The following is a 20,788-nucleotide window of genomic DNA, read 5'->3' on the forward strand; positions in this document are numbered from 1 at the left end:
AAATCGATTCCAATTTTCGGGTCGATGCGGTAGAGCAAGGCACAATCCGGAGCGCACGCCATGGCCGAAACCACCTACGACAGCAGCAATATCTTCGCGAAAATCCTACGCGGTGAAATCCCATCGCATCGCGTCTATGAAGATGACGCAGTCGTCGCCTTCATGGATGTAATGCCGCAAGGGCCGGGTCATACGCTGGTTGTGCCGAAGGCGCCGTCGCGCAACCTGCTCGATGCCGATCCGGCAGTGTTCGGCCCGCTCTGCGCAAATGTCCAGAAAGTTGCGCGGGCAGTAAAAAAGGCCTTCACTGCCGATGGTGTCACGGTCATGCAGTTCAACGAGCCTGCTTCGGGCCAGACCGTCTTTCACCTCCATGTTCACATCATTCCACGCTTCGAGGGCATTCCTTTGAAGCCGCATAGCGGTCAGATGGAGAAACCAGAAGTGTTGGCTGAGAACGCCGGCAAGATACGAACGGCGCTGGGAAACTGAAGCCGGAGGTCGCACGCCAAACGCCTTCGGCCACTCACTACCTCCTCATCCAACAAAAAAGCCCCGCTTCCGGGGCTTTTTTAGTTTTCAGGGCATCACCCTTTGCGGGGCAGTTGCGGCACCAAGCTGCGCTTGCCGCCATCCTTGCCCTTGGGCTCCGCCTTCTGCGCGATCGCCTTTTTCGCGACGGGCTTTTTGATGGCAGCTTTCTTGGGCTTCGGCGTGTCGTCCGGTTCTTCCTTCTTCGGCTTGACCGGCGCCTCGTCGGCGAGCGACTCGAGCTTCAGGCCGGTCTCGCCGGTCTCTTTCTTGTCGACGGTGACACGCACGGTGCCGCCCTTCTTAAGCTTGCCGAACAGCACCTCGTCGGCCAGCGGCTTCTTGATGTGCTCCTGGATGACCCGGCCGAGCGGCCGCGCACCCATACGTTCGTCATAGCCCTTCTCGGCCAGCCAGGCGATCGCCTCCTGCGACAGGTCGAAGGTGACGCCACGCTCGGAGAGCTGGGCCTCGAGCTGCATGACGAACTTCTGCACCACCTGATGGATGACCGGAACCGGCAGCGAGCCGAACGGGATGATCGCATCGAGACGGTTGCGGAATTCCGGCGTGAACAGCCGGTTGATCGCCTCGACATCGTCGCCTTCGCGCTTGGTCGAGCCGAAACCGATCGCCGCGCGCTGCGCATCCGAGGCGCCCGCATTGGTGGTCATGATCAGGATGACATTGCGGAAGTCGATCTGCTTGCCGTTGTGGTCGGTCAGCTTGCCGTGGTCCATGACCTGCAACAGGATGTTGAACAGGTCCGGATGCGCCTTCTCGACCTCGTCCAGCAACAGCACGCAATGCGGATGCTGGTCGACGCCGTCGGTCAACAGGCCGCCCTGGTCGAAGCCGACATAGCCTGGAGGCGCGCCGATCAGCCGCGAGACGGTGTGGCGTTCCATATATTCCGACATGTCGAAGCGGATCAGCTCGACACCAAGGGAGGCGGCGAGCTGCTTTGCCACTTCGGTCTTGCCGACGCCGGTCGGTCCCGAGAACAGATAGGAGCCGATCGGCTTCTCCGGTTCGCGCAGGCCGGCACGCGCCAGCTTGATCGCCGAGGTCAACGCCGTGATCGCGGTGTCCTGACCGTAGACGACGCGCTTCAGCTCGACGTCGAGACCGGCCAACACCTTCTCGTCGTCGGCGGAAACCGTCTTCGGCGGAATGCGGGCGATGGTGGCGATCGTCGCTTCGATCTCCTTGATGCCAATGGTCTTCTTGCGCTTGGCTTCCGGCACCAGCATCTGCGAGGCGCCGGTCTCGTCGATCACGTCGATCGCCTTGTCCGGCAACTTGCGGTCGTTGATGTAGCGCGCCGACAGTTCTACCGAAGCCTTGATCGCCTCAGCCGTGTAGCGAACCTTGTGGAACTCCTCGAAATACGGCTTCAGACCCTTCATGATCTCGATGGCATCCTCGATGGTCGGCTCGTTGACGTCGATCTTCTGGAAGCGCCGCACCAAAGCGCGATCCTTCTCGAAGAACTGGCGGAACTCCTTGTAAGTGGTCGAGCCGATGCAGCGGATCGCGCCGGACGACAGCGCCGGCTTCAACAGGTTCGACGCATCCATGGCGCCGCCCGACGTCGCCCCTGCCCCGATCACGGTGTGTATCTCGTCGATGAACAGAACCGCGCCCGGATAATCCTCGAGTTCCTTGACGACCTGCTTCAGCCGCTCCTCGAAATCGCCGCGATAGCGGGTGCCGGCCAGCAATGTCCCCATGTCGAGCGCGAAGATGGTGGCGTTGTGCAGCACTTCCGGCACGTCGCCCTCGACGATGCGCTTGGCAAGGCCTTCGGCGATCGCCGTCTTGCCGACGCCGGGGTCGCCGACATAGAGCGGATTGTTCTTCGAGCGGCGGCACAGCACCTGGATGGTGCGGTTGATCTCGGACTCGCGGCCGATCAGCGGATCGATCTTGCCGGCCTTGGCCTTGTTGTTCAGATTGACACAATAGGCGGTCAGCGCGTCCTGCTGCTGCTTTTTCTTGCCGCCGTCCTCTTGCGGCTCGGCGCCGCTCTGGCCGCCCTGCTCGTCATCGGCGCCGCGCGGCGACCGCGTCTCCGATGCGCCGGGGCGCTTGGCGATGCCATGCGAGATGTAGTTGACCGCGTCGTAGCGGGTCATCTGCTGTTCCTGCAGGAAATAGGCGGCATGGCTCTCACGCTCGGCGAAGATCGCAACGAGCACGTTGGCGCCGGAGACTTCCTCGCGGCCGGACGACTGCACATGGATCACCGCGCGCTGGATGACGCGCTGGAAACCGGCCGTCGGCTTGGAATCCTCGTCGTAGCCGGTGACGAGATTGTCGAGCTCGGTGTCGATATAGGTGAGAACCGTGTGCTTCAGCTCGTCGAGATCGACGTTGCAGGCGCGCATGACCGCGGCCGCCTCGGTGTCGTCGATGAGAGCGAGCAGCAAATGCTCAAGGGTTGCGTATTCGTGGTGCCGCTCATTGGCGAGCGTCAGCGCCTGGTGAAGCGCCTTTTCCAGGCCTTGGGAGAAAGCCGGCATGTTACCTCACTTCTTCTCCATCACGCATTGCAGCGGATGCTGATTCTGTCGGGCGAAATCCATGACCTGAGACACTTTGGTCTCGGCCACCTCGAATGTATAGACCCCGCACTCGCCCACTCCATGATTGTGAACATGTAGCATGATGCGTGTGGCGGCTTCACGGTCCTTCTGGAAAAAACGCTCCAGCACGTGAACCACGAATTCCATGGGCGTATAGTCGTCGTTGAGAATGAGGACCCGATAAAGGCTAGGCTTCTTGGTCTTGGTTTTGGTGCGTGTGATGACAGCCGTGCCGCGACCGGCCTCATTGCCGTCGTTGCCGTTTTGCATCCGCACCACATCTCTTGTGGCAGTCAAACCAATCGTCACGTAGCCCTGCCTTTTCGAATCCCCATGCAAGTTCGACATGTAGGTCTTCGATGAACGATTTTAAGCCCTTCTGTTTAGCTGACAATATGGCTAGGTGGCCAAACTTGGCCGATTTTCGAAATCGTGAAGGCGGCAGAGCCCTCTGATTTCAAATTGCCATGAAAAAACCCGGCCGCGCGTTCGCGACCGGGTCTGTCGTGCGGGCCTGAAACCCATCTTCACATGACAGCGAGATTATTTCGCTTTTGCGACGATTGATTCGAACGGCTTGTAGGCTTCTTTGGCGAGTTCGGCATAGAGATCGCCGATCTTGGTCGCTTCGGTGACGAAGGCTTCATACGACTGCTTGGCAAAATCGGACTGGATCTCGATCGCCTTCTCCAGCGACTTGGCCGACAAAAGTTTCTCGGCTGCTGCGCTGCCGGCCTCGAAGCTTTTCTTGGTGTATTCGCCCGCCTCTGTGGCGATGGCCTGCGCACCCTTGGAAAGGGATGCGAAGCTCTTCAAGCCGGTGTCGGCAAACTCCTTGCCGTATTTGCTGAAATCTTCATAGGTCTGGGTCATTTCACGCTCCCTTGACAGTTGCCGTTGACGGTGGACGCGCCCTGTCCGGGGCCGCGTTGTGCAATGCAAGTCATATATTGTGCACTGCACAAAAAGTCAATGTTTCGCCGAGCGCGGCGCCAGCACATCGCCCAACACACACAGGCCCAGCCACCGGCAATGGCTAAAATTCGAATAAAGAGAAGCTCAAGCCCGAAGAAAATGGTGAACACGGCGGTTACCATAAACGGATTGGTAACGCTGGCCGCGATAGCTTGGCTTGAAGTGAGGCAGGACCTTTGCCGCCTCCAGCAACAAAAAATTCAAAGGAACCATCGGTGCGTCAGGCGTTGTCGGGCATTCTCTCCAAATCCGCGTCCTCTTTGAAAACGATCATGATCCTCGCTTTGGCGATGACATTCGTCGTTGCCGACGCTGCTTCGTCCATGGCAGCGAGGTCGGCGGCCATCGTCATCGATGCCAAGACCGGCAAGGTGCTTTATTCTTCGAATGCCGATGGTCGGCGCTATCCGGCCTCGCTCACCAAGATGATGACGCTTTACCTGGCCTTCGAGGCCATGGCGAACGGCAAGATCAGCAAGAACTCCCGGGTCGTCTTTTCGGCCAATGCTGCTGCTGAACCGCCGACGAAACTCGGCGTCAGACGGGGCGGTGCGATCACGGTCGAGACCGCGATCCTGTCGATGGTGACCAAGTCGGCAAACGACTCGGCAACGGCGCTCGGCGAACTTCTCGGCGGCAATGAAGCCAATTTCGCTCACATGATGACGGCCAAGGCGCGGGCGCTGGGCATGAAGGGTACCGTTTTCCGCAACGCCCACGGCTTGCCAAATCCCGGTCAATTCACGACCGCGCGCGACATGGCGGTGCTCGGCATCGCGCTGCGGGAGCATTTTCCGCAGTATTACGGCTATTTCTCGCAGCGTTCCTTTCTCTACGGCCGCAAGCGCATCAACGGCCATAACCGCCTGCTTGGGCGCATCAAGGGCGTCGACGGCATCAAGACCGGTTACACCCGCGCCTCCGGCTACAATCTCGTCTCCTCGGTTGACGACGGCGATCGCCGCATTGTCGCGGTGGTGATAGGCGGGAAATCCGGCGGCAGCCGCGACAACCAGATGGCCGCATTGATCAAAACCTACATGCCGAAGGCGTCGTCGCGCGGCAGCGGCATGCTGATCGCCAAAGCCAGCGGTGGCAACCCGATCACCGCCCTGGCAAAAGTATTCCTGCCCAAGCGCGATGCGCCGATGCCGGACAGCAGGCCGGACGACGATGCTATTGCCTCCCTTGTTGAGGAAGCCGAGCCGGTCGTTGAAGAAACCACCCCCGTCGTCCAGACCATGCCCGTCTCTCAGACCAGGAAGGTCAACGCCTTGGCCGCGGCCACGGCCGACGATGTCGCGACGGCACGGGTCGCAGCTGCCTACGCCGAACCGGCGGCGGTCGATCCCGTCAACACGGCATCGGTGCCGTCAGGCTGGGCAGTCCAGGTCGCCTCTTCGCCAAAACAATCCGAAGCCCAGGCTCTCCTGGACGAGACGAGCAAGCAGGCGCCTTCGATCCTCGCCGATGCCACAGGTTTCACCGTCGCCTTCGAAAAGGACGGCGTCACCTACTACCGCGCCCGGTTCGGCTTTGGTTCGAAGACTGCTGCCTGGAAAGCCTGCAACGCTCTGAAGAAAAAGAAAATCGAGTGCTACGCCGTCCAGCAGTAGGCGGCGTCGAAACCATCTCCCGGAAAAATTCTGCGTCGAAGGAGACTAGTTGTGATTGGAGAGCAAGACGTCCTTGGCTTCATTGATCCGCGCCGCCAGAAAAGACGTGCCGCCGATATCGGGGTGCAGGCGCTGCATCAGGCGGCGGTGCGCCTTGCGGACATCCGCCGCGGCGGCCCCCGCTTCAAGACCAAGGATCTTGTAGGCCTCCTCCTTAGTCATGGCGCCCGAACCTGGCGAAACACCCAGCCCTTCGCCACCATTCGCCTCAGCGTCTTTGCGCCAGATGGGAAATCTGCCGTCAAGATACGTCTCTAGCAACTGGCGGCTCTCCGGGTCCCCGGGGAGTTCGCGATAAAGTTGCTGCAATTCCGCAAGGCTCATCGTGCCAAGCATCTTGCCTTCATGGCGGCCGGCGAGCACGAGCCCCTCCAGACTGCCGGTATCGTGATCAAGCTCCATTTCGAGTGCCGCGGTGCGCACCGTCGAATGCTTGCCCGGCTCCAGTTTCGCCGTCGGCCGCTTCATCCGCATGGAGCCATACCAGGCGAGCGCCGTCGACAGAATCAAGCCGCCGATACCTTCGCGTCCGACCAGAAGCACGGCGACGCCGATCAGCGCCAGCAGGACGGGCCCAAGTGTCCTCATCCCGCTTGCGAGTCTCGCGGGGTCGGCGCGGAGAAAGATCGTGGCCACGCCGAGCAGCACCAAAAGCAACGCCACGAATGCGATAATCGCGCCCATTATTTCCTGCCGCTCCGCAGATGCTCGATCATCAGCCGGTCTTCCGGCCTGCCCCTGGCCTCCAGTGCCTTCAGCCCGCCGGTTGCAAACACGGCGACCGCCGAAAGCAGGCTGGCCAAGGTTGCGGCGGCCCGCCGATCAAATCGGAACCAAGCCCCTTTGGACAGCCGCGCAATCTCCTTAAATGCCTTTTCTGCGCCGGCATCATGGCCCTCCTGAAAGACGAAGACCGGAACGCCGTGCAGGCCGAGGCTGCCGGCCTTTTCGGCCAGATCGTCTATATTTTCTTCCATCGCATCGCCGATATAGACCAGCGCGTTCACCTTGGCCGCCGTCGTCTGTTTCAGCGCATGAGTCAGCACCTTGCCGATCTGGGTGTGGCCGCTGCGGCATTCGATCCGCGTCATCAACTGTTTCAGCGCCTCCGTATCGGTGACGAATGCGGATGAGCGGCACTCGCCGAGACCACGAAAATAAACCAATTGTACCTTGAGCGCCCCGGCCTTGCCGACGGCGTCGAACATCTCGCCCTGCAGCGCACAGGCGAGGTCCCAGGTCGGCTGGCGGCTCATCGTCGCGTCGAGCGAGAGAATCAGCCTGCCAGAACCGGTCGCGGACGCAGCGAGCGTTCTTGCCTGACGTATAAAGGCGTCGATCTCGCCGGTGCTCGATTGGGGTTCGACCGGCGCCAGATTGGCCTTTGCGGGCACGGGCTGCTTCTTGTCGCTCATGACATTCAAGATGTGGCGTTGCCGCGCAGCTTGCAAGCCCAGCATGAGGCGACCCGGAGGGCCAGCGATCACGGCAGCTTTGAATTTGGAGGCGTTCCTAGAGAAGGCCGAGATCGGCAAGCTCGCGCCTGAGTTTCGGCGGCATCTCGACCAATCCCGCTTTACCCTTGCCGAGATCGGCCGGTGCGTCCGACGGTTTCAGGTAGCGCCAGCCTTGAAAGGCGCGGCGCGGCTGCCATTCGGTGCGCACGACCGCGGGATCGAGCATCAGATGACAGCGGCCGATGCCCTCGTCATCGGTGAAAGGACGGATTTCCGTGATCAACTGGCGGCATTGCACATTGCCCTTGATCACCCAGTAGAGGGAACCGCCATCGGTGACCTCGGCGCCGCGCGTCGGCATCATGCGGGTGGTGTGGTAATGCTCGACCGGTTCACCGGCGCGCTGCCGTTCGTCGAGGCGGAAGGCGATCCACTCTTCGAGATCTTCGACGCTGTCGCAGCCGACGCAGAGCTTTATGAGATTGAGAGACATGAATTAAGGTTTAGTCCGGCGTGCGAAGGCGTCAACGGCCTGGTCGACTTTCTCCACAGTGCCAGTCTTCGCAGTGCTGTCTCCACAGTGCCAGGTTTGGCTCAGCATTCCACGATATTGACGGCCAGTCCGCCGAGGCTGGTTTCCTTGTATTTCTCGTTCATGTCGAGGCCGGTCTGGCGCATGGTCTCGATCGCGGCATCGAGCGGCACGAAATGAACGCCGTCGCCCTTGATGGCCAGCGAAGCGGCAGTCACCGCCTTGACGGCGCCGAGCGCGTTGCGCTCGATGCAAGGCACCTGCACCAGGCCGCCGACCGGATCGCAGGTCATGCCGAGATGATGTTCGAGCGCGATCTCGGCAGCGTTTTCGACCTGCTCGGGCGTGCCGCCCATGACCGCGCACAGCCCCGCTGCCGCCATCGCCGAGGCCGAACCGACCTCGCCCTGGCAGCCGACTTCGGCGCCCGAGATCGAAGCGTTGGTCTTGATGATGCCGCCGATCGCCGCTGCGGTCAGCAGGAAATCGCGGATGCTTGGCTGGTCGGCCTCGGGATGGAAGTGCAGCCAGTAGCGCAGCACCGCGGGCAGCGTGCCTGCAGCACCATTGGTCGGCGCGGTGACGACGCGCCCGCCGGCGGCGTTCTCCTCGTTCACCGCCATGGCATAGATCGACAGCCAGTCGTTGGCGAGCAGCGGGTTGGGCCGGTTCTGCTGCCACTGCTCCTGCAGCTTGTCATGCAATCGCCGCGCGCGACGACGCACCTTCAGTCCACCCGGCATGATGCCGTCCTGCGACAGGCCGCGCTCGATGCAGCTCTTCATAGCACTCCAGATGCCGTCGAGGCCGGCGTCGAGCTCCTCACGCGGCATCTGCGTCTCTTCGTTGACGCGCTTCATGTCGGCGATGGAAAGGCCGCTTTTCGCCGCCATCGACAGCATCTCGACGGCGTTCTTGAAGGGGTATGGAACCTTCTTGCCTTCCGTTGTCACCGAGCCCTTCACCTTCATCCGCTGCAGTTCCTCCTCCGAAACCACGAAGCCCCCGCCGATCGAATAATAGATACGCTTGAGCAGCAGGCGGTCGTCTGCATCATAGGCGGAGAAAGCCATGCCGTTGGCGTGGCCGGGAAGCGGCGTTTTGCGGTCAAGCACGAGATCTGTGGCCGGGTCGAAGCGATAGGAGGGATGGCCGGGCGGCGAAATTCGCTTGTCCACGGCAATACGGTCGACGATGCTGTCCGCCTGATCGGGGTCCACCGTCTGCGGCGTCTGGCCGGCAAGGCCGAGCACGACGGCGCGATCTGAACCATGGCCGATGCCGGTATAAGCGAGCGAGCCGTGCAGGCTGGCGGCGACGCGGTCGACCTTGGCGCCGGCCGGGCGTGGCCAGTCATCTCCCGCGACCTCGTCGAGAAAACGCCGCGCAGCCGTCATCGGTCCCATCGTGTGCGAACTCGATGGTCCAATGCCGATCTTGAACAGGTCGAAAACCGAAAGGAACACGCGCCGCTCTCTCCTATTGGAATTTACATATAGGAATTCCTGTGATGTTTCCGCTCTTTCAAAGATCGCCGCGCTGCACCTGCCGACCTTGTTTGCTCCGGCAGCGACATCGTTGCGTTCCGCCATCGAAGCACCGCCACCGCTTGTGGTAAAAGGGTCGCATGGGCGATTCCTTTCATTTGTCGACGGCCGACCTCGTGGCGCTGGCCTTCTTCCTTTTCGTATGGGTGCTGCATACGCTCGCCTCCGACGGAAAGCTGGTCAGCCGCATGTCGCTGACGACGGCGATGAACGTCCAGCGCGAAGCCTGGATGCGGAACATGGCCGAACGCGAGGTCCGCATCGTCGACACCGCCATCATGGCCGGCCTTCAACAGGGAACCGCCTTCTTCGCCTCCAGTTCGCTGATTGCGATCGGCGGCTGTTTCGCCCTGCTCGGCGCCTCCGATCAGGTTCTTTCTGTGCTGAGCGATCTGCCCCTCGGCGCGACATCATCCCGCTCCGCCTTTCAGATGAAGGTGTTCGGGTTGGTGCTGATCCTTGCTTATTCCTTTTTCAAGTTCGGCTGGGCCTACCGGCTGTTCAACTATTGCTCGATCCTGATCGGTGCGGTGCCGATCCCGCATGGCGAGGCATCACGCAACCCGGTTAGCAAAACGGCGGTATGGCGTGCGGCGCGCATGAACATGCTGGCCGGGAAACATTTCAATTCCGGCATGCGCGGGGTGTTCTTCTCGATCGGTTATCTCGGCTGGTTCGTCGACCCAATGGTGTTCGTGCTGTCGACGCTGCTGTTGCTAGCGGTTCTGGTGCGTCGCCAGTTCTTCTCGGCGGCGCGGCAAGCCGTGATCGGTCAGCCGCCCGAGCCAACACCCGGTCCAGGAAAAAGCCGATCGATGCGGCCCGACAGCCAGTAGGCGACAAGCCCGATCCATTCGCGGACCGCCGTGGTGGTGGTCTGCAGCGAACCGAAGGGGTCGTCGCGGAATAGGCCGATGCCTTCCTTGCCGGAGGTGCGGTAATCGACCGGCCAAGGAACGGTGGCAAAGCCGGCCTTGTCGAACAGCGCCTTGGCGCGCGGCATGTGGAAGGCCGAGGTCACCAGCAGCCAGGTCTCGCCCGGTTTTGGGATGACCAGTTCCCGGGTGAACACGGCGTTCTCGTAGGTGTTGCGGGATTTGTTCTCGAGGATCAGCCGATCGGCCGCCACACCAAGCGCGGCGAACAGACGTGGCGCCGTCTCTGCATCGCCCTCACCTTCGCCGATCATTGCGATGGTGCCCCCTGAGATGACGACTTTCGCTGTCGGAAAATGCCGTGCCAGCACGGCCGCCGCGACCATCCGATCGCCGCTGGCACTCAGTTCATAGCCGCCACGCGCGAAATTGACGGCGCCCTCCATGCCGCCTCCGAGCACGACGATGCCATCGACCTTATCCGGCAGCGGCGGTCGCGGAAAGCGCTCTTCGAGCGGGTTGAGCATCAGTGCGCCAAGCGAGGTCCAGGTCGAGAGGGCGAGGATGAGAAAGGCCAGCCCGCTGCCGGTGGCAAACAGCTTTCTGCGCCCGACCAAGGCAGCAAGCAACGCGACCAGCAGCAGGATGATCGCCAGATTCAACGGCTGGACGAGCAGCCAAAATACCTTGGAAAGATAGTAGAACATCCCTCACCCCTTCAGATGGGAGGAGATACTACCACCACTTTTCGGGCTGGAACGTACCCGCCGCCTGTTCGATGACATGGGCGGTCTGGAACAAAGTTTCTTCGTCGAAGGGCCGGCCGATCAGCTGCAGGCCGAGCGGCAGGCCCTTGGCGTCTAGCCCTGCGGGCACGGCGATGCCCGGCAGTCCAGCCATGTTCACCGTCACCGTAAAGATGTCATTGAGGTACATCTTGACCGGGTCGGCGGCCATGTCCTCGTCGGCGATGCCGAAGGCCGCCGACGGCGTCGCCGGTGTCAGGATGACATCGACGCCGGCCGTGAATGCATTTTCGAAATCCCGCTTGATGAGATTTCGCACCTTCTGCGCCTGCAGATAGTAGGCATCGTAGTAGCCGGCGGAGAGGACATAGGTGCCGATCATGATGCGGCGCTTGACCTCGCGGCCGAAGCCGGCGGCGCGGGTCTTCTCGTACATGTCGACGATGTCCTTGCCCGGCACGCGCAACCCATAGCGGACGCCGTCATAGCGGGCGAGGTTCGACGAGGCTTCGGCGGGCGCGACGATGTAATAGGCCGGCAGCGCATATTTGGTATGCGGAAGCGAAATGTCGACGATCTCAGCGCCGGCATCTTTCAGCCAGGCAATGCCTTTCTGCCACAGCGCCTCGATCTCCTCGGGCATGCCGTCAACGCGGTATTCCCTGGGGATGCCGACCTTCATGCCCTTGATCGGCTTGCCGATCGCCGCCTCGTAGTCCGGCACCGCCCGGTCGACCGAGGTGGTGTCCTTCGGATCGACCGAGGCCATGGATTTCAAGAGAATCGCGGCGTCGCGCACGTCGCGGGCGATCGGTCCGGCCTGGTCGAGCGACGAAGCGAAGGCGACAATACCCCAGCGCGAGCAGCGGCCGTAGGTCGGCTTGATGCCGACCGTGCCGGTGAAGGCGGCGGGCTGGCGGATCGACCCGCCGGTGTCGGTGGCAGTGGCGCCGGCACACAGGAGCGCCGAAACGGCGGAGGCCGAGCCACCCGACGAGCCGCCCGGCACGAGCTGGGCGTTGTCCAGCGTGCGCGCGGTCCTGGTGCCGCCGGCCGAGACGAACCCGCCATCGCCCTGATGCGTGGTCGGCATCACCACCGTGTCGAGGCGCGAACGCCGCCACGGATTGACGACAGGGCCGTAAAAGGAGGTCTCGTTGGAGGAGCCCATGGCGAACTCGTCCATGTTGAGCTTGCCGAGCATGACGGCGCCGTGGGCCCACAGATTGGCGGTGACGGTCGATTCGTAGTGCGGCTTAAACCCATCCAGCACATGGCTGCAGGCCTGGGTGTGAACGCCTTCGGTGCCGAACAGGTCTTTTATCCCGAGCGGAATGCCTTCGAGCGACCCGCCCTCGCCCTTCGCCAGCTTCGCGTCCGAGGCCTTGGCCATGTCGCGCGCCTTGTCGTCGGTAACGACGACATAGGCGTTGAGCACAGGATTGGCGCGCTCGATCGCCTGGAGATAGGCTTCGGTGATCTCGGTTGCGGTGATTTCCTTGGCGCGCAGTTTGGTGCGGGCCTGCGAAATCGTCAGGTGGGTCAGGTCGCTCATCAGGCAAGGCTCTTTTCGTAAAACACCGACCACTCGGTATCGGGATAGTCCAGCACCGGGCCGCAGCGCGAAAATCCGGCGCGCTCATAGACGGTCCACGCTGCCGGATGGCGGTCGCCGGTTTCCAGCACCAAACGCTTCAGCCCTTCATTGTGCGCCAGCGCTTCGATCCGCTCGACGATCCTGGCGCCGATCTTCTGTCCACGATGCGAAGGCCGCGTGTACATGCGCTTGACCTCGCCGACAGCGCCATCGTGGCGCTTCAGCGCGCCGCAGCCGATGGCAAGGCCGTTGTCGCGAGCGATGAAGACGGTTGTGTCGTTGTCGGCCATCTGTTCGACGGTCATGTGATAGCAGTGCTCCGGCGGCGTCAGTTCCAGCAACGCGTCGTTGAGCTCCCTAACCAGCCCGCGCACGTCGTCCTGCAGCGGCGTCTCGATGGCGATCTCGATTGCCATCGGCCCGCTACTCCACGACCTTCGGAACGAGGAAGAAATTCTCTTCGGTGGCCGGTGCGTTGGCGACGATGTCGGCCGCCTTGCTGCCGTCGGTGACGACGTCCGGGCGCTTCTTCATCTCCATCGGGATAACTGAAGTCATCGGCTCGACGCCGGAAACGTCGACCTCGTTCAATTGCTCGACAAAACCGAGAATGGCGTTCAACTCGCCGGTCATGCGCTCTGCATCCTCCTCGCTCACCGCAATACGGGCGAGACGCGCGACGCGCTTCACAGTCTTGACATCAACGGACATAGTTGTTTGTGCCTCTGGAAAACCAGTCCGCGCTATAGCGGCGCGGCGCGTGCCGCGCAACATGCATCGTGCCGTGAACCGGGCCAGAAGGTCTATGGCTGGGCCACGCCGTCGCAGAGGAAATAGCTGGCGCCTTGGGCATGCTCTACAAGGTAATCGTCCCGCCGATCTCCGGCAACGCCACCTTCACGCCGGATCCCTCCAACCCCGCGACAAACTTGTCGGCGGTCTGGTCGATGATCGGGAACGTGCCGAAGTGACTAGGAATGACCGTCTCGAACTGAAAGAAGCGTCGGCAGGCAAGGGCTGCCACTGCGCCACCCATGGTGAAGCGGTCACCGATCGGCACAATGCCGATCTTCGGCTCATGCAATTCGTTGATCAGCGCCATATCTGAAAAGATGTCGGTGTCGCCCATGTGATAGAGCGTCTTGTCGTCCGAAAAATGCAGGACGAGGCCGCCTGGATTGCCGAGATAGGTGTTCTGGCCATTGTCACCTGGGAACGACGATGAATGCAGGGCCTGAACGAACGTGGTGGTGAAACCGCCGCAATCGATCGTGCCACCGATATTGCCGGGATTAATCTTCTTGTCGCTGGCGCCCTTGCCGACCAGATACATGCAGACCTCGAAATTGGCGACCAGCATGGCGCCGCTTTTCCCAAGCACTTCCAGCGCACCGTTGATGTGGTCGCTATGGCCGTGGGTCAAAAGGACATGCGTGACCCCTTCCGCCGGCCCTTCCCAGCCGCCCGTCCATGACGGATTGCCGATCAGATAGGGATCGATGAGGATTTTCGCGTCGGTGGTTTCGATGCGGAATGCGGAATGTCCGTACCAGGTCAGTTTCATGAATGCCTTCCTCGATTTTTGCTTCGCCAAAGGATAGAACGCCGGCAGTGAAATTAAAGTCCCACAGCGTCCCTTCGCGGCGTGTGGTCCAAGGAAGGCCGTTGAGCATCATCACCATCGAAGAGTTGCCGGCGCGGCTCAGCGGCGGCAAGACGCTGGCCGGGCTCGACCTCGGCGACAAGACCATCGGCGTGGCGGTTTCCGACAGGGGCTTTGCCTTCGCCCATCCGCGTCCGGTCATCATGCGCAGGAAATTCTCGCTGGATGCAGCTGTGCTGCTCGCCTTGCTGCAGAAAGAGAATGCCGGCGCCGTGGTGCTCGGCCTGCCGATCAATATGGACGGGTCGGAAGGCCCGCGCGCCCAGAAATCCCGCGCCTTCGCCCGCAACATGGCTGCTGTGACCGACCTGCCCTTCGTTTTGTGGGACGAGCGACTGTCGACGGTGGCGGCTGAGCGGACGTTGATCGAGATGGATTTTTCGCGCCGCAAACGCGCCGGCAAGATCGATTCGGCCGCGGCTGCCTTTATTTTGCAGGGCGTTCTCGACCGGCTTCAAGCGCTCGGCGTCGGTGCCTGGTCGAAATAACGATCGCGCATTATCCTGATCCAGCCGCCGATCACCCGGCGGCGGCGGAACGCCCAAAACGCCATGAGCAGCAGACTGTCGAGGATGCAGGCCTTTGCCACCATGCCGGGAATGAGCGCCGGATCAATGCCAAGAATTTCCCCATAGAGCTGGAAGACGAGGTCATGCAATTGGCGGCTCAGCATAACGTAGCCGAAATTGATGTCGTTGAGCGACAGGAAGAACCAGCCCCAGAACAGGGCGAGCGGGGCCGCCCATAGCGCGAACAAGGTGCGCATCAGCGGCCATCCCTCAAGTTCGTGTCCGGCCTCACGTTCGTGTCCAGCCGGCCGGAAATGCGCGAGAGCGCCGAGTTGTGCGCCGCCGCCTTCGCCATCACATGCGCGGCGGCACGGATTTCACCTGTGCCCGGAACCGCTGCGGCAAGGGCCGACCGCCGCTCTGCGAGCATGGCGACATAGGAAGCCAGCAGCGCCGCCAGTTGCACCGCAACAACCATGAACAGCCCGTTGATGCCTTGCGCGGCGCCGCCGACGACAATCAGCGACAATACGCCGGAGGCGGAGATAAAGGCGACCCGCACGACGTTGTCAGTGGCGTCCGGATTTGTCGGGTCGCTAAACAGAGTCTCGAGAAAGGCCCAGCAGAACAGCACCGCTACGACCAGCAGCGCTACGGCAAGCGGTGCCACGACAACGGCGTTTTCGAGGTCGGCGAAGCGGGTGTTCTGGACGGCGACGCCGAACACGCCAAGCGCTGCCGCAACACCGCGATTCCCGTCGATGCAGAGGAACGCCAGTAGGGCGAAAACCACCGCCCAGTGCAAGGCCAGAAAGGAGCTCAATATATGCCGCATGGCGTTCCTGCTTCCGTAAACAGGACAGTGGGCTTTGCGGCCCGCCATCGCAATGGAAACCATTTGTTAAGGTTAACGGTCATCCACAGCGGCGCGACAGACGACGAGAAACCTTCCCGAAGTCCTTTCAGGTGACCGGCGGATAGAGCGTGTCGATGATCATGCGCGCGTCATGGCGTGAATCGAGCATGCCATACGTGTTGCGCCACTGGCCGGCGAGGCGCGTCTCGACGAAGGCGTCGGCGATCCGCCCTGCTCCCAGCCTGCGAAGCTCCGCCGCCGCCGCCGAAAGCGCCAGTTGCTCGGTGAGCAGACGGGCCGAGCCCTCATCGGTTGCCGCGACCTGCATTGCCGCCTTGAGTACACCGACGGTGCCGCGTCCGCCGGCGCCGAGATCGCGATCGATGCCGGCCAGCACCTCCTCGAACAGGCCGGGTGCACGCCCCAGCACGCGCAGCACGTCAAGCGCCATGACGTTGCCGGATCCCTCCCAGATCGCGTTGACCGGAGCCTCCCGATAGTAGCGGGCGAGCGGTCCCTCCTCGACATAGCCATTGCCGCCGAGGCATTCCATCGCCTCGTAGAGCAGCGGTGGTGCGATCTTGCAGACCCAGTACTTTACGACCGGCGTCATGGCGCGAGCGAAAGCCGCCTCGCCGCGGTCGCCGGCCGCCTCGTCGAAGGAGCGCGCCAGTCGGAATGACAGCGCGGTGGCGGCGGCGACGTCGAGCGCCATGTCGGCCAGCACGCGCTGCATCAGCGGCTGCTCGATCAGATTGGTTCCAAACACCTGACGGTGACGGGTGTGGTGGACGGCCTCGGCCAGCCCGGCACGCATGATCGCCGACGAGGCGATCGCGCAGTCGAGCCGGGTCAGCGTCACCATGTCCATGATCGTTTTGACGCCCGTCCCGGGCTCGCCGACCATCTCGCCGATGGCGTTGACGAACTCCACTTCCGACGAGGCGTTGGAGCGGTTGCCGAGCTTGTCCTTCAGCCGCTGGAAGCGGAAGCCGTTGCCCGACCCATCGCCGAGAATGCGGGGAACGAGAAAGCACGAAAATCCTTCCGGCGCCTGTCCAAGCACCAGGAACGCATCCGACATCGGCGCCGACATGAACCATTTGTGGCCGGTCAGCCGATAGAAGCTGCTGCCGGCCCGCTCGGCCCTGGTGACGTTGGCGCGGACATCGGTGCCGCCCTGCTTCTCGGTCATGCCCATGCCGAGCGTCAGCCCGGCCTTTTCGACCGGCGGCTTTTGGCTCTGGTCGTATTTGCGTGTCGTCACACGCGGCGCCCATTCGCGAAACAGCTTCGGGCTTGCCATCAGCGCTGCCAGCGATGCGCTGGTCATGGTGATGGGACAGAGATGCCCGGTTTCGAGCTCGGCCGTCAGGTAGAAACGGGCGGCACGCACCTGATGACGGCGGCCGATCTCGGCATCGCCATTTTCCCAGACCGACGAATGCAGCCCGTTCGCCACCGACCGGCGCATCAGTGCGTGATAGGCTGGGTGGAACTCGACCAGATCGATGCGCCGGCCCTGCCGGTCATGGGTCCTGAGCTTCGGCGTCTCGACATTGGCGAGGCGGGCCAGCTCCTGCGCCTCCTGCGTCAGCACGAAACGGCCAAGCCCATCGAGATCCTTGCGCACCGGATCGGAAAAACGCTCGGCAAGCTGGATCAACAACGGATCTCCCCGCCAGGCGTTGCCGCCTGCCAGCGGCGGCGGCTGGTTGGTCACGTCGTCGGTCACGCACTGTCCTTATCATCACAAGGCCACGAATCCGGAGCCATCAACTAGATATAGCCCAAGCCGCGCAACGCGCGCGACGAAAATACCGGGGAGAAAGGCCACAATCCAAAGCTGGTGCTTGCAGCCAAAGGTCCTCCACCCTATAGCAGCGCCTTGAGATGACCGACGCTTCGTCCCTGCCACTCTATCCCCACCGCCATCTTCTGGGCATCCGCGATCTTTCCCCCGCCGACATCGAGCTTTTGCTGGACAGGGCGGACCGGTCGGTTGCGATCTCGCGGCAGTCGGAGAAGAAGACCTCGACGCTGCGCGGCCGCACCCAGATCAACCTCTTCTACGAAGCCTCGACCCGCACGCAGTCGTCGTTCGAGCTGGCCGGAAAACGGCTCGGCGCCGACGTCATGAACATGTCGGTGGCAAGCTCTTCGGTGAAGAAGGGCGAGACGCTGATCGACACGGCGATGACGCTGAATGCCATGCGTCCCGACATCCTGATCATCCGCCACCAGTCGGCAGGTGCCGCCGCCCTGCTGGCGCAAAAGGTCGGCTGCTCCGTGATCAATGCCGGCGACGGCGCCCATGAGCACCCGACGCAGGCGCTGCTCGACGCGCTGACCATCCGCCGCGCCAGGGGCCAGCTGTCGAAGCTGATCGTGGCGGTCTGCGGCGACATCCTGCATTCGCGCGTGGCGCGCTCCAATATCATGCTGCTCAATGCGCTCGGCGCCCAGGTCCGCGTCGTGGCGCCGTCGACGCTTTTGCCCGCCGGCATCGAGAAAATGGGCGTGATCGTCACCCGTTCGATGGCCGACGGGCTAAAGGACGCGGATGTGGTGATGATGCTGCGGCTGCAGCGCGAGCGCATGGAAGGCGCCTTCGTGCCTTCGGTGCGCGAATATTTCCACTATTTCGGCCTCGATGCCGAGAAGCTGAAGGCGGCCAAGGACGGCGCGCTGGTCATGCATCCCGGCCCGATGAACCGCGGCGTGGAGATCGCCTCTGAAATCGCCGACGGTCCGCAAAGCGTCATCCAGGAACAGGTGGAGATGGGTGTTGCCGTGCGCATGGCGGTGATGGAAGCCCTGCTCGACCCCCGCCGCAACCGCGAAGTTGCCCAATGAGCACAACGGTCTTCAGCCAGGCCCGCATCGTCGATCCGTCGCGCGGCATCGACGAGGTCGGCACGGTCATTGTCGAGGGCCGCAAGATCGTCGCTGCCGGCAAGGCGGCCTTGAACCAAGGCGCTCCGCAAGATGCCATCGTCATCGACTGCGCCGGCAAAGCGATCATTCCCGGCCTGATCGATGCGCGCGTCTTCATCGGCGAACCGGGCGGTGAACACCGCGAAACCATCGCTTCGGCCAGCGTAGCGGCGGCCGCCGGCGGCGTCACTTCCATCGTCATGATGCCCGACACCGACCCGGTGATCGACAATGTCGCGCTGGTCGAATTCGTGCTGCGCACCGCCAAGGATACGGCGATCGTCAACATCTTTCCGGCGGCTGCGATCACCAAGGGTCTCAAAGGCCGCGAGATGACCGAATTCGGCCTGCTGCGCGAGGCCGGCGCGGTCGCCTTCACTGACGGGCGGCATACCATATCAAGCGCACTGGTAATGCGCCGCGCGCTGACCTATGCGCGCGATTTCGGCGGCGTGATCGCGCATGAAACCCAAGACGCCGACCTCGCCTCATCCGGCGTCATGAATGAAGGCCTCTATGCCAGCTGGCTCGGCCTTGCCGGTATTCCGCGCGAGGCAGAATCCATTCCGCTGGAGCGCGATCTTGCGCTGGCGCGGCTGACCGGCGGCGCCTATCACGCGGCCAAGATCTCGACGGCTATGGCGGCAAACGCGGTGACGCGGGCGAAAGCCGACAGCGCGAATGTCACAGCAGGCGTCTCGATCCACAATCTGTCGCTCAATGAGAACGATGTCGGCGAATACCGCACCTTCTTCCGGCTGACGCCGCCGCTTCGCGCCGAGGAAGACCGGCTGGCGATAATCGAGGCGGTCAAGGACGGCACGATCGACCTCATCGTCTCCTCGCACGACCCGCAGGACGTCGACACCAAGCGCCTGCCCTTCGCCGATGCCGCGGCCGGTGCCATCGGGCTGGAAACGCTGCTGGGCGCGGCGCTGCGGCTCTATCACAATGGCGACGTGACGCTGCTGCGGCTGGTCGAGACCTTGTCCACAGCGCCGGCAAGATTGTTCGGCCTGCCCGGCGGCACGCTGAAACCTGGCGCGGTCGCCGATCTTGCGCTGGTCGATCTCGACGAACCGTGGATCGTCAGCGAAGGCGGCATCCGTTCGCGCTCGAAAAACACCTGTTTCGAAGGCGCGCGGCTGCAGGGCAAGGTCTTGCAAACGATGGTGGCGGGCCGCACAGTGTTTTCAGCCTAGGGAGTGTCGATATTCAGGTGATGCCGGCCTGCGAACGGCGGTTTCCTGTGCTTCCGGTACTCACGTACCCAAAAGTACGCTGCGTTCCAGTTCTCGAAAACCACTATTCTCGGCTCGGCCTAACATGAATCTCAACACTCCCTAAAGCCGGCAGTTGGAGTTGGGGGGAACAATGGCTTACGACATCCTCTTGGCGTTGGTGTTCGGCTATCTGCTCGGCTCGATCCCGTTTGGGCTCCTGATCACCCGCGCCGCCGGCCTTGGTGACGTCCGTAACATCGGCTCCGGTAATATCGGCGCCACCAATGTGCTGCGGACCGGCAACAAGGGCCTGGCCGCCGCCACGCTGCTGCTCGACGCGCTGAAAGGCACGGCGGCCGTGCTGATCGCCGGTCGCTATGCGCCGGAGCTCGGCCCTTGGGCCGGCCTCGGCGCCTTCCTCGGTCATCTCTTTCCGGTCTGGCTCGGCTTCAAGGGCGGCAAGGGTGTCGCCACCTATCTCGGCGTGCTGATCGCTCTTGCTTGGCAGGTGGCGCTGATCTTCGCCGTCGTCTGGCTGGCCGTCGCTTTCCTGTTTCGCTATTCCTCGCTGGCAGCGCTGACGGCAGCAGTCGTCGTGCCGATCGCCCTCTATGTCCTCAGCACGCCGCAGATTGCCGGGCTGTTCGCGCTGATGAGCCTGGTCGTCATCGTAAAACACCGAGCCAACATTGCGCGGCTGCTGGCCGGCACCGAGGGCAAGATCGGGGTCAGGGAGTGAACCCGCGCGCCGCCGGGCCGCGGCTCAGCGACCGGCAGCGGTTGAGCTGGCTTCGTTTGATCCGCACGCCAAATGTCGGTCCGGCCACGTTTCGCGACCTGATCAACCGCTTCGGCTCGGCCGAGACGGCGCTCGAGATGCTGCCCGAGCTGATGATTTCGGGCGGCGCCAGAAAGATCGTCCGCATCCCGACGATGGCCGAGGCGGAGGCCGATCTTGAGACAGCCCGCCGGGCCGGCGCCCGCTTCGTCGGCATCGGCGAGGCCGCCTATCCGCCATTGAGGAAAAGCATGGACCATCCGCCGCCGCTGCTAGCGGTCAAGGGCGAAGGAGCGGT

22 protein-coding genes and 1 pseudogene are annotated in these 20,788 nt (G+C 62.7%); 8 read left to right on the plus strand and 15 right to left on the minus strand.

Translation table 11 applies throughout. The annotated features are described in order from the left end of the window. Positions 1 to 60: 60 nt before the first annotated feature. A complete protein-coding gene (locus tag NKH12_RS12980; RefSeq protein WP_352953471.1) occupies positions 61 to 492 on the plus strand; it encodes an HIT family protein in 432 nt (143 codons plus the stop codon). A gap of 95 nt (positions 493 to 587) precedes the next feature. On the opposite strand, the gene clpA is transcribed toward NKH12_RS12980, so the two are convergent. The 3 genes from clpA to NKH12_RS12995 form a co-directional block, all read right to left on the minus strand. Further along, a complete protein-coding gene (clpA, locus tag NKH12_RS12985) occupies positions 588 to 3,056 on the minus strand; it encodes an ATP-dependent Clp protease ATP-binding subunit ClpA (protein WP_352953472.1) in 2,469 nt (822 codons plus the stop codon). 6 nt (positions 3,057 to 3,062) lie between these two features. Then, on the minus strand, positions 3,063 to 3,389 hold the full coding sequence (gene clpS / locus NKH12_RS12990) for an ATP-dependent Clp protease adapter ClpS (protein WP_029352795.1): 327 nt from the start codon (positions 3,387 to 3,389) through the stop codon (positions 3,063 to 3,065). A 273-nt stretch (positions 3,390 to 3,662) separates the two neighbouring features. Then, the gene (locus NKH12_RS12995; RefSeq protein WP_352953473.1) at positions 3,663 to 3,992 is read right to left on the minus strand and encodes a phasin family protein; all 330 of its coding nucleotides are present in this window, start codon (positions 3,990 to 3,992) and stop codon (positions 3,663 to 3,665) included. Positions 3,993 to 4,309: 317 nt separating this feature from the next. Here NKH12_RS12995 and NKH12_RS30595 point away from each other — a divergent pair, with 317 nt between their 5' ends. Continuing rightward, positions 4,310 to 5,710, plus strand: coding sequence for a D-alanyl-D-alanine carboxypeptidase (locus NKH12_RS30595; RefSeq protein ID WP_502910788.1), 1,401 nt, complete (start codon positions 4,310 to 4,312; stop codon positions 5,708 to 5,710). 45 nt (positions 5,711 to 5,755) lie between these two features. On the opposite strand, the gene NKH12_RS13010 is transcribed toward NKH12_RS30595, so the two are convergent. From NKH12_RS13010 to NKH12_RS13025, 4 genes are all read right to left on the minus strand, one after another. Continuing rightward, the gene (locus NKH12_RS13010) at positions 5,756 to 6,454 is read right to left on the minus strand and encodes a DnaJ domain-containing protein (RefSeq protein WP_352953474.1); all 699 of its coding nucleotides are present in this window, start codon (positions 6,452 to 6,454) and stop codon (positions 5,756 to 5,758) included. After that, entirely contained in the window at positions 6,454 to 7,185 is a 732-nt protein-coding gene (locus NKH12_RS13015; protein WP_352953475.1) for a vWA domain-containing protein, read from the minus strand. The genes NKH12_RS13010 and NKH12_RS13015 overlap by 1 nt, the downstream gene beginning before the upstream one ends. Positions 7,186 to 7,282: 97 nt before the next feature. After that, a complete protein-coding gene (locus tag NKH12_RS13020) occupies positions 7,283 to 7,720 on the minus strand; it encodes a DUF1489 family protein (protein ID WP_135937522.1) in 438 nt (145 codons plus the stop codon). Between the two features lie 101 nt (positions 7,721 to 7,821). Further along, positions 7,822 to 9,225, minus strand: a complete 1,404-nt coding sequence (locus NKH12_RS13025) for an L-serine ammonia-lyase (protein ID WP_352953476.1) — start codon at positions 9,223 to 9,225, stop codon at positions 7,822 to 7,824. A gap of 161 nt (positions 9,226 to 9,386) precedes the next feature. Between NKH12_RS13025 and NKH12_RS13030 the strand changes: the two genes are divergently transcribed. After that, positions 9,387 to 10,142, plus strand: coding sequence for a DUF599 domain-containing protein (locus tag NKH12_RS13030; RefSeq protein WP_352953477.1), 756 nt, complete (start codon positions 9,387 to 9,389; stop codon positions 10,140 to 10,142). Here the strand turns inward: NKH12_RS13030 and NKH12_RS13035 are convergent. The 5 genes from NKH12_RS13035 to NKH12_RS13055 all read right to left on the minus strand — a co-directional run bounded on the left by NKH12_RS13035 (position 10,079) and on the right by NKH12_RS13055 (position 14,088). After that, entirely contained in the window at positions 10,079 to 10,888 is an 810-nt protein-coding gene (locus tag NKH12_RS13035; protein ID WP_352953478.1) for a YdcF family protein, read from the minus strand. The genes NKH12_RS13030 and NKH12_RS13035 overlap by 64 nt on opposite strands. Before the next feature lie 28 nt (positions 10,889 to 10,916). After that, positions 10,917 to 12,482: an amidase gene (locus NKH12_RS13040; protein ID WP_352953479.1), complete on the minus strand. Its 1,566-nt coding sequence runs from the start codon at positions 12,480 to 12,482 to the stop codon at positions 10,917 to 10,919. Next, on the minus strand, positions 12,482 to 12,940 hold the full coding sequence (locus NKH12_RS13045; RefSeq protein WP_352953480.1) for a GNAT family N-acetyltransferase: 459 nt from the start codon (positions 12,938 to 12,940) through the stop codon (positions 12,482 to 12,484). Before NKH12_RS13045 ends, NKH12_RS13040 begins: the two co-directional genes overlap by 1 nt. Positions 12,941 to 12,947: 7 nt before the next feature. Continuing rightward, a complete protein-coding gene (gene gatC, locus NKH12_RS13050; protein ID WP_095492846.1) occupies positions 12,948 to 13,235 on the minus strand; it encodes an Asp-tRNA(Asn)/Glu-tRNA(Gln) amidotransferase subunit GatC in 288 nt (95 codons plus the stop codon). 145 nt (positions 13,236 to 13,380) lie between these two features. Further along, positions 13,381 to 14,088: a metal-dependent hydrolase gene (locus NKH12_RS13055; protein WP_352953481.1), complete on the minus strand. Its 708-nt coding sequence runs from the start codon at positions 14,086 to 14,088 to the stop codon at positions 13,381 to 13,383. 101 nt (positions 14,089 to 14,189) lie between these two features. Here NKH12_RS13055 and ruvX point away from each other — a divergent pair, with 101 nt between their 5' ends. Then, complete coding sequence (ruvX, locus tag NKH12_RS13060) at positions 14,190 to 14,675, plus strand: Holliday junction resolvase RuvX (RefSeq protein ID WP_352953482.1); 486 nt, start codon at positions 14,190 to 14,192, stop codon at positions 14,673 to 14,675. Here the strand turns inward: ruvX and NKH12_RS13065 are convergent. From NKH12_RS13065 to NKH12_RS13075, 3 genes are all read right to left on the minus strand, one after another. Next, the gene (locus NKH12_RS13065) at positions 14,642 to 14,953 is read right to left on the minus strand and encodes a DUF6105 family protein (protein ID WP_352953483.1); all 312 of its coding nucleotides are present in this window, start codon (positions 14,951 to 14,953) and stop codon (positions 14,642 to 14,644) included. The genes ruvX and NKH12_RS13065 overlap by 34 nt on opposite strands. After that, positions 14,953 to 15,531, minus strand: coding sequence for a hypothetical protein (locus NKH12_RS13070; protein ID WP_352953484.1), 579 nt, complete (start codon positions 15,529 to 15,531; stop codon positions 14,953 to 14,955). Before NKH12_RS13070 ends, NKH12_RS13065 begins: the two co-directional genes overlap by 1 nt. A gap of 127 nt (positions 15,532 to 15,658) precedes the next feature. Beyond that, on the minus strand, positions 15,659 to 17,287 hold the full coding sequence (locus NKH12_RS13075; protein WP_352953485.1) for a DNA alkylation response protein: 1,629 nt from the start codon (positions 17,285 to 17,287) through the stop codon (positions 15,659 to 15,661). Between the two features lie 158 nt (positions 17,288 to 17,445). On the opposite strand from NKH12_RS13075, the gene NKH12_RS13080 reads away from it, so the two are divergent. The 4 genes and pseudogenes from NKH12_RS13080 to NKH12_RS13095 form a co-directional block, all read left to right on the plus strand. Further along, positions 17,446 to 18,408 (plus strand): aspartate carbamoyltransferase catalytic subunit, encoded by a 963-nt coding sequence (locus NKH12_RS13080; protein ID WP_352953486.1) that lies wholly within the window; start codon positions 17,446 to 17,448, stop codon positions 18,406 to 18,408. Then, positions 18,405 to 19,691: a dihydroorotase gene (locus NKH12_RS13085; RefSeq protein WP_352953487.1), complete on the plus strand. Its 1,287-nt coding sequence runs from the start codon at positions 18,405 to 18,407 to the stop codon at positions 19,689 to 19,691. Before NKH12_RS13080 ends, NKH12_RS13085 begins: the two co-directional genes overlap by 4 nt. A gap of 172 nt (positions 19,692 to 19,863) precedes the next feature. After that, the gene (gene plsY, locus NKH12_RS13090) at positions 19,864 to 20,451 is read left to right on the plus strand and encodes a glycerol-3-phosphate 1-O-acyltransferase PlsY (protein WP_352953488.1); all 588 of its coding nucleotides are present in this window, start codon (positions 19,864 to 19,866) and stop codon (positions 20,449 to 20,451) included. Continuing rightward, a pseudogene (locus NKH12_RS13095) lies at positions 20,448 to 20,788 on the plus strand (DNA-processing protein DprA); the annotation flags it as partial. The gene plsY and the pseudogene NKH12_RS13095, both read left to right, overlap by 4 nt.

It is taken from the genome of Mesorhizobium sp. M1322, assembly GCF_040318085.1.
Classification (GTDB): domain Bacteria; phylum Pseudomonadota; class Alphaproteobacteria; order Rhizobiales; family Rhizobiaceae; genus Mesorhizobium.

What these genes read in the sequence shown, in the direction of transcription:
- clpA (WP_352953472.1), bottom strand. Translation starts at nt 3,056, where the DNA reads ATGCCGGCTTTCTCCCAAGGCCTGGAAAAGGCGCTTCACCAGGCGCTG.
- NKH12_RS13035 (WP_352953478.1), bottom strand. Translation starts at nt 10,888, where the DNA reads ATGTTCTACTATCTTTCCAAGGTATTTTGGCTGCTCGTCCAGCCGTTG.
- NKH12_RS13010 (WP_352953474.1), bottom strand. Translation starts at nt 6,454, where the DNA reads ATGGGCGCGATTATCGCATTCGTGGCGTTGCTTTTGGTGCTGCTCGGC.
- NKH12_RS13080 (WP_352953486.1), top strand. Translation starts at nt 17,446, where the DNA reads ATGACCGACGCTTCGTCCCTGCCACTCTATCCCCACCGCCATCTTCTG.
- NKH12_RS12995 (WP_352953473.1), bottom strand. Translation starts at nt 3,992, where the DNA reads ATGACCCAGACCTATGAAGATTTCAGCAAATACGGCAAGGAGTTTGCC.
- NKH12_RS13045 (WP_352953480.1), bottom strand. Translation starts at nt 12,940, where the DNA reads ATGGCAATCGAGATCGCCATCGAGACGCCGCTGCAGGACGACGTGCGC.
- gatC (WP_095492846.1), bottom strand. Translation starts at nt 13,235, where the DNA reads ATGTCCGTTGATGTCAAGACTGTGAAGCGCGTCGCGCGTCTCGCCCGT.
- NKH12_RS13065 (WP_352953483.1), bottom strand. Translation starts at nt 14,953, where the DNA reads ATGCGCACCTTGTTCGCGCTATGGGCGGCCCCGCTCGCCCTGTTCTGG.
- NKH12_RS13020 (WP_135937522.1), bottom strand. Translation starts at nt 7,720, where the DNA reads ATGTCTCTCAATCTCATAAAGCTCTGCGTCGGCTGCGACAGCGTCGAA.
- NKH12_RS13085 (WP_352953487.1), top strand. Translation starts at nt 18,405, where the DNA reads ATGAGCACAACGGTCTTCAGCCAGGCCCGCATCGTCGATCCGTCGCGC.
- NKH12_RS13030 (WP_352953477.1), top strand. Translation starts at nt 9,387, where the DNA reads ATGGGCGATTCCTTTCATTTGTCGACGGCCGACCTCGTGGCGCTGGCC.
- NKH12_RS13015 (WP_352953475.1), bottom strand. Translation starts at nt 7,185, where the DNA reads ATGAGCGACAAGAAGCAGCCCGTGCCCGCAAAGGCCAATCTGGCGCCG.
- NKH12_RS13055 (WP_352953481.1), bottom strand. Translation starts at nt 14,088, where the DNA reads ATGAAACTGACCTGGTACGGACATTCCGCATTCCGCATCGAAACCACC.
- clpS (WP_029352795.1), bottom strand. Translation starts at nt 3,389, where the DNA reads ATGCAAAACGGCAACGACGGCAATGAGGCCGGTCGCGGCACGGCTGTC.
- NKH12_RS12980 (WP_352953471.1), top strand. Translation starts at nt 61, where the DNA reads ATGGCCGAAACCACCTACGACAGCAGCAATATCTTCGCGAAAATCCTA.
- NKH12_RS13040 (WP_352953479.1), bottom strand. Translation starts at nt 12,482, where the DNA reads ATGAGCGACCTGACCCACCTGACGATTTCGCAGGCCCGCACCAAACTG.
- NKH12_RS13070 (WP_352953484.1), bottom strand. Translation starts at nt 15,531, where the DNA reads ATGCGGCATATATTGAGCTCCTTTCTGGCCTTGCACTGGGCGGTGGTT.
- plsY (WP_352953488.1), top strand. Translation starts at nt 19,864, where the DNA reads ATGGCTTACGACATCCTCTTGGCGTTGGTGTTCGGCTATCTGCTCGGC.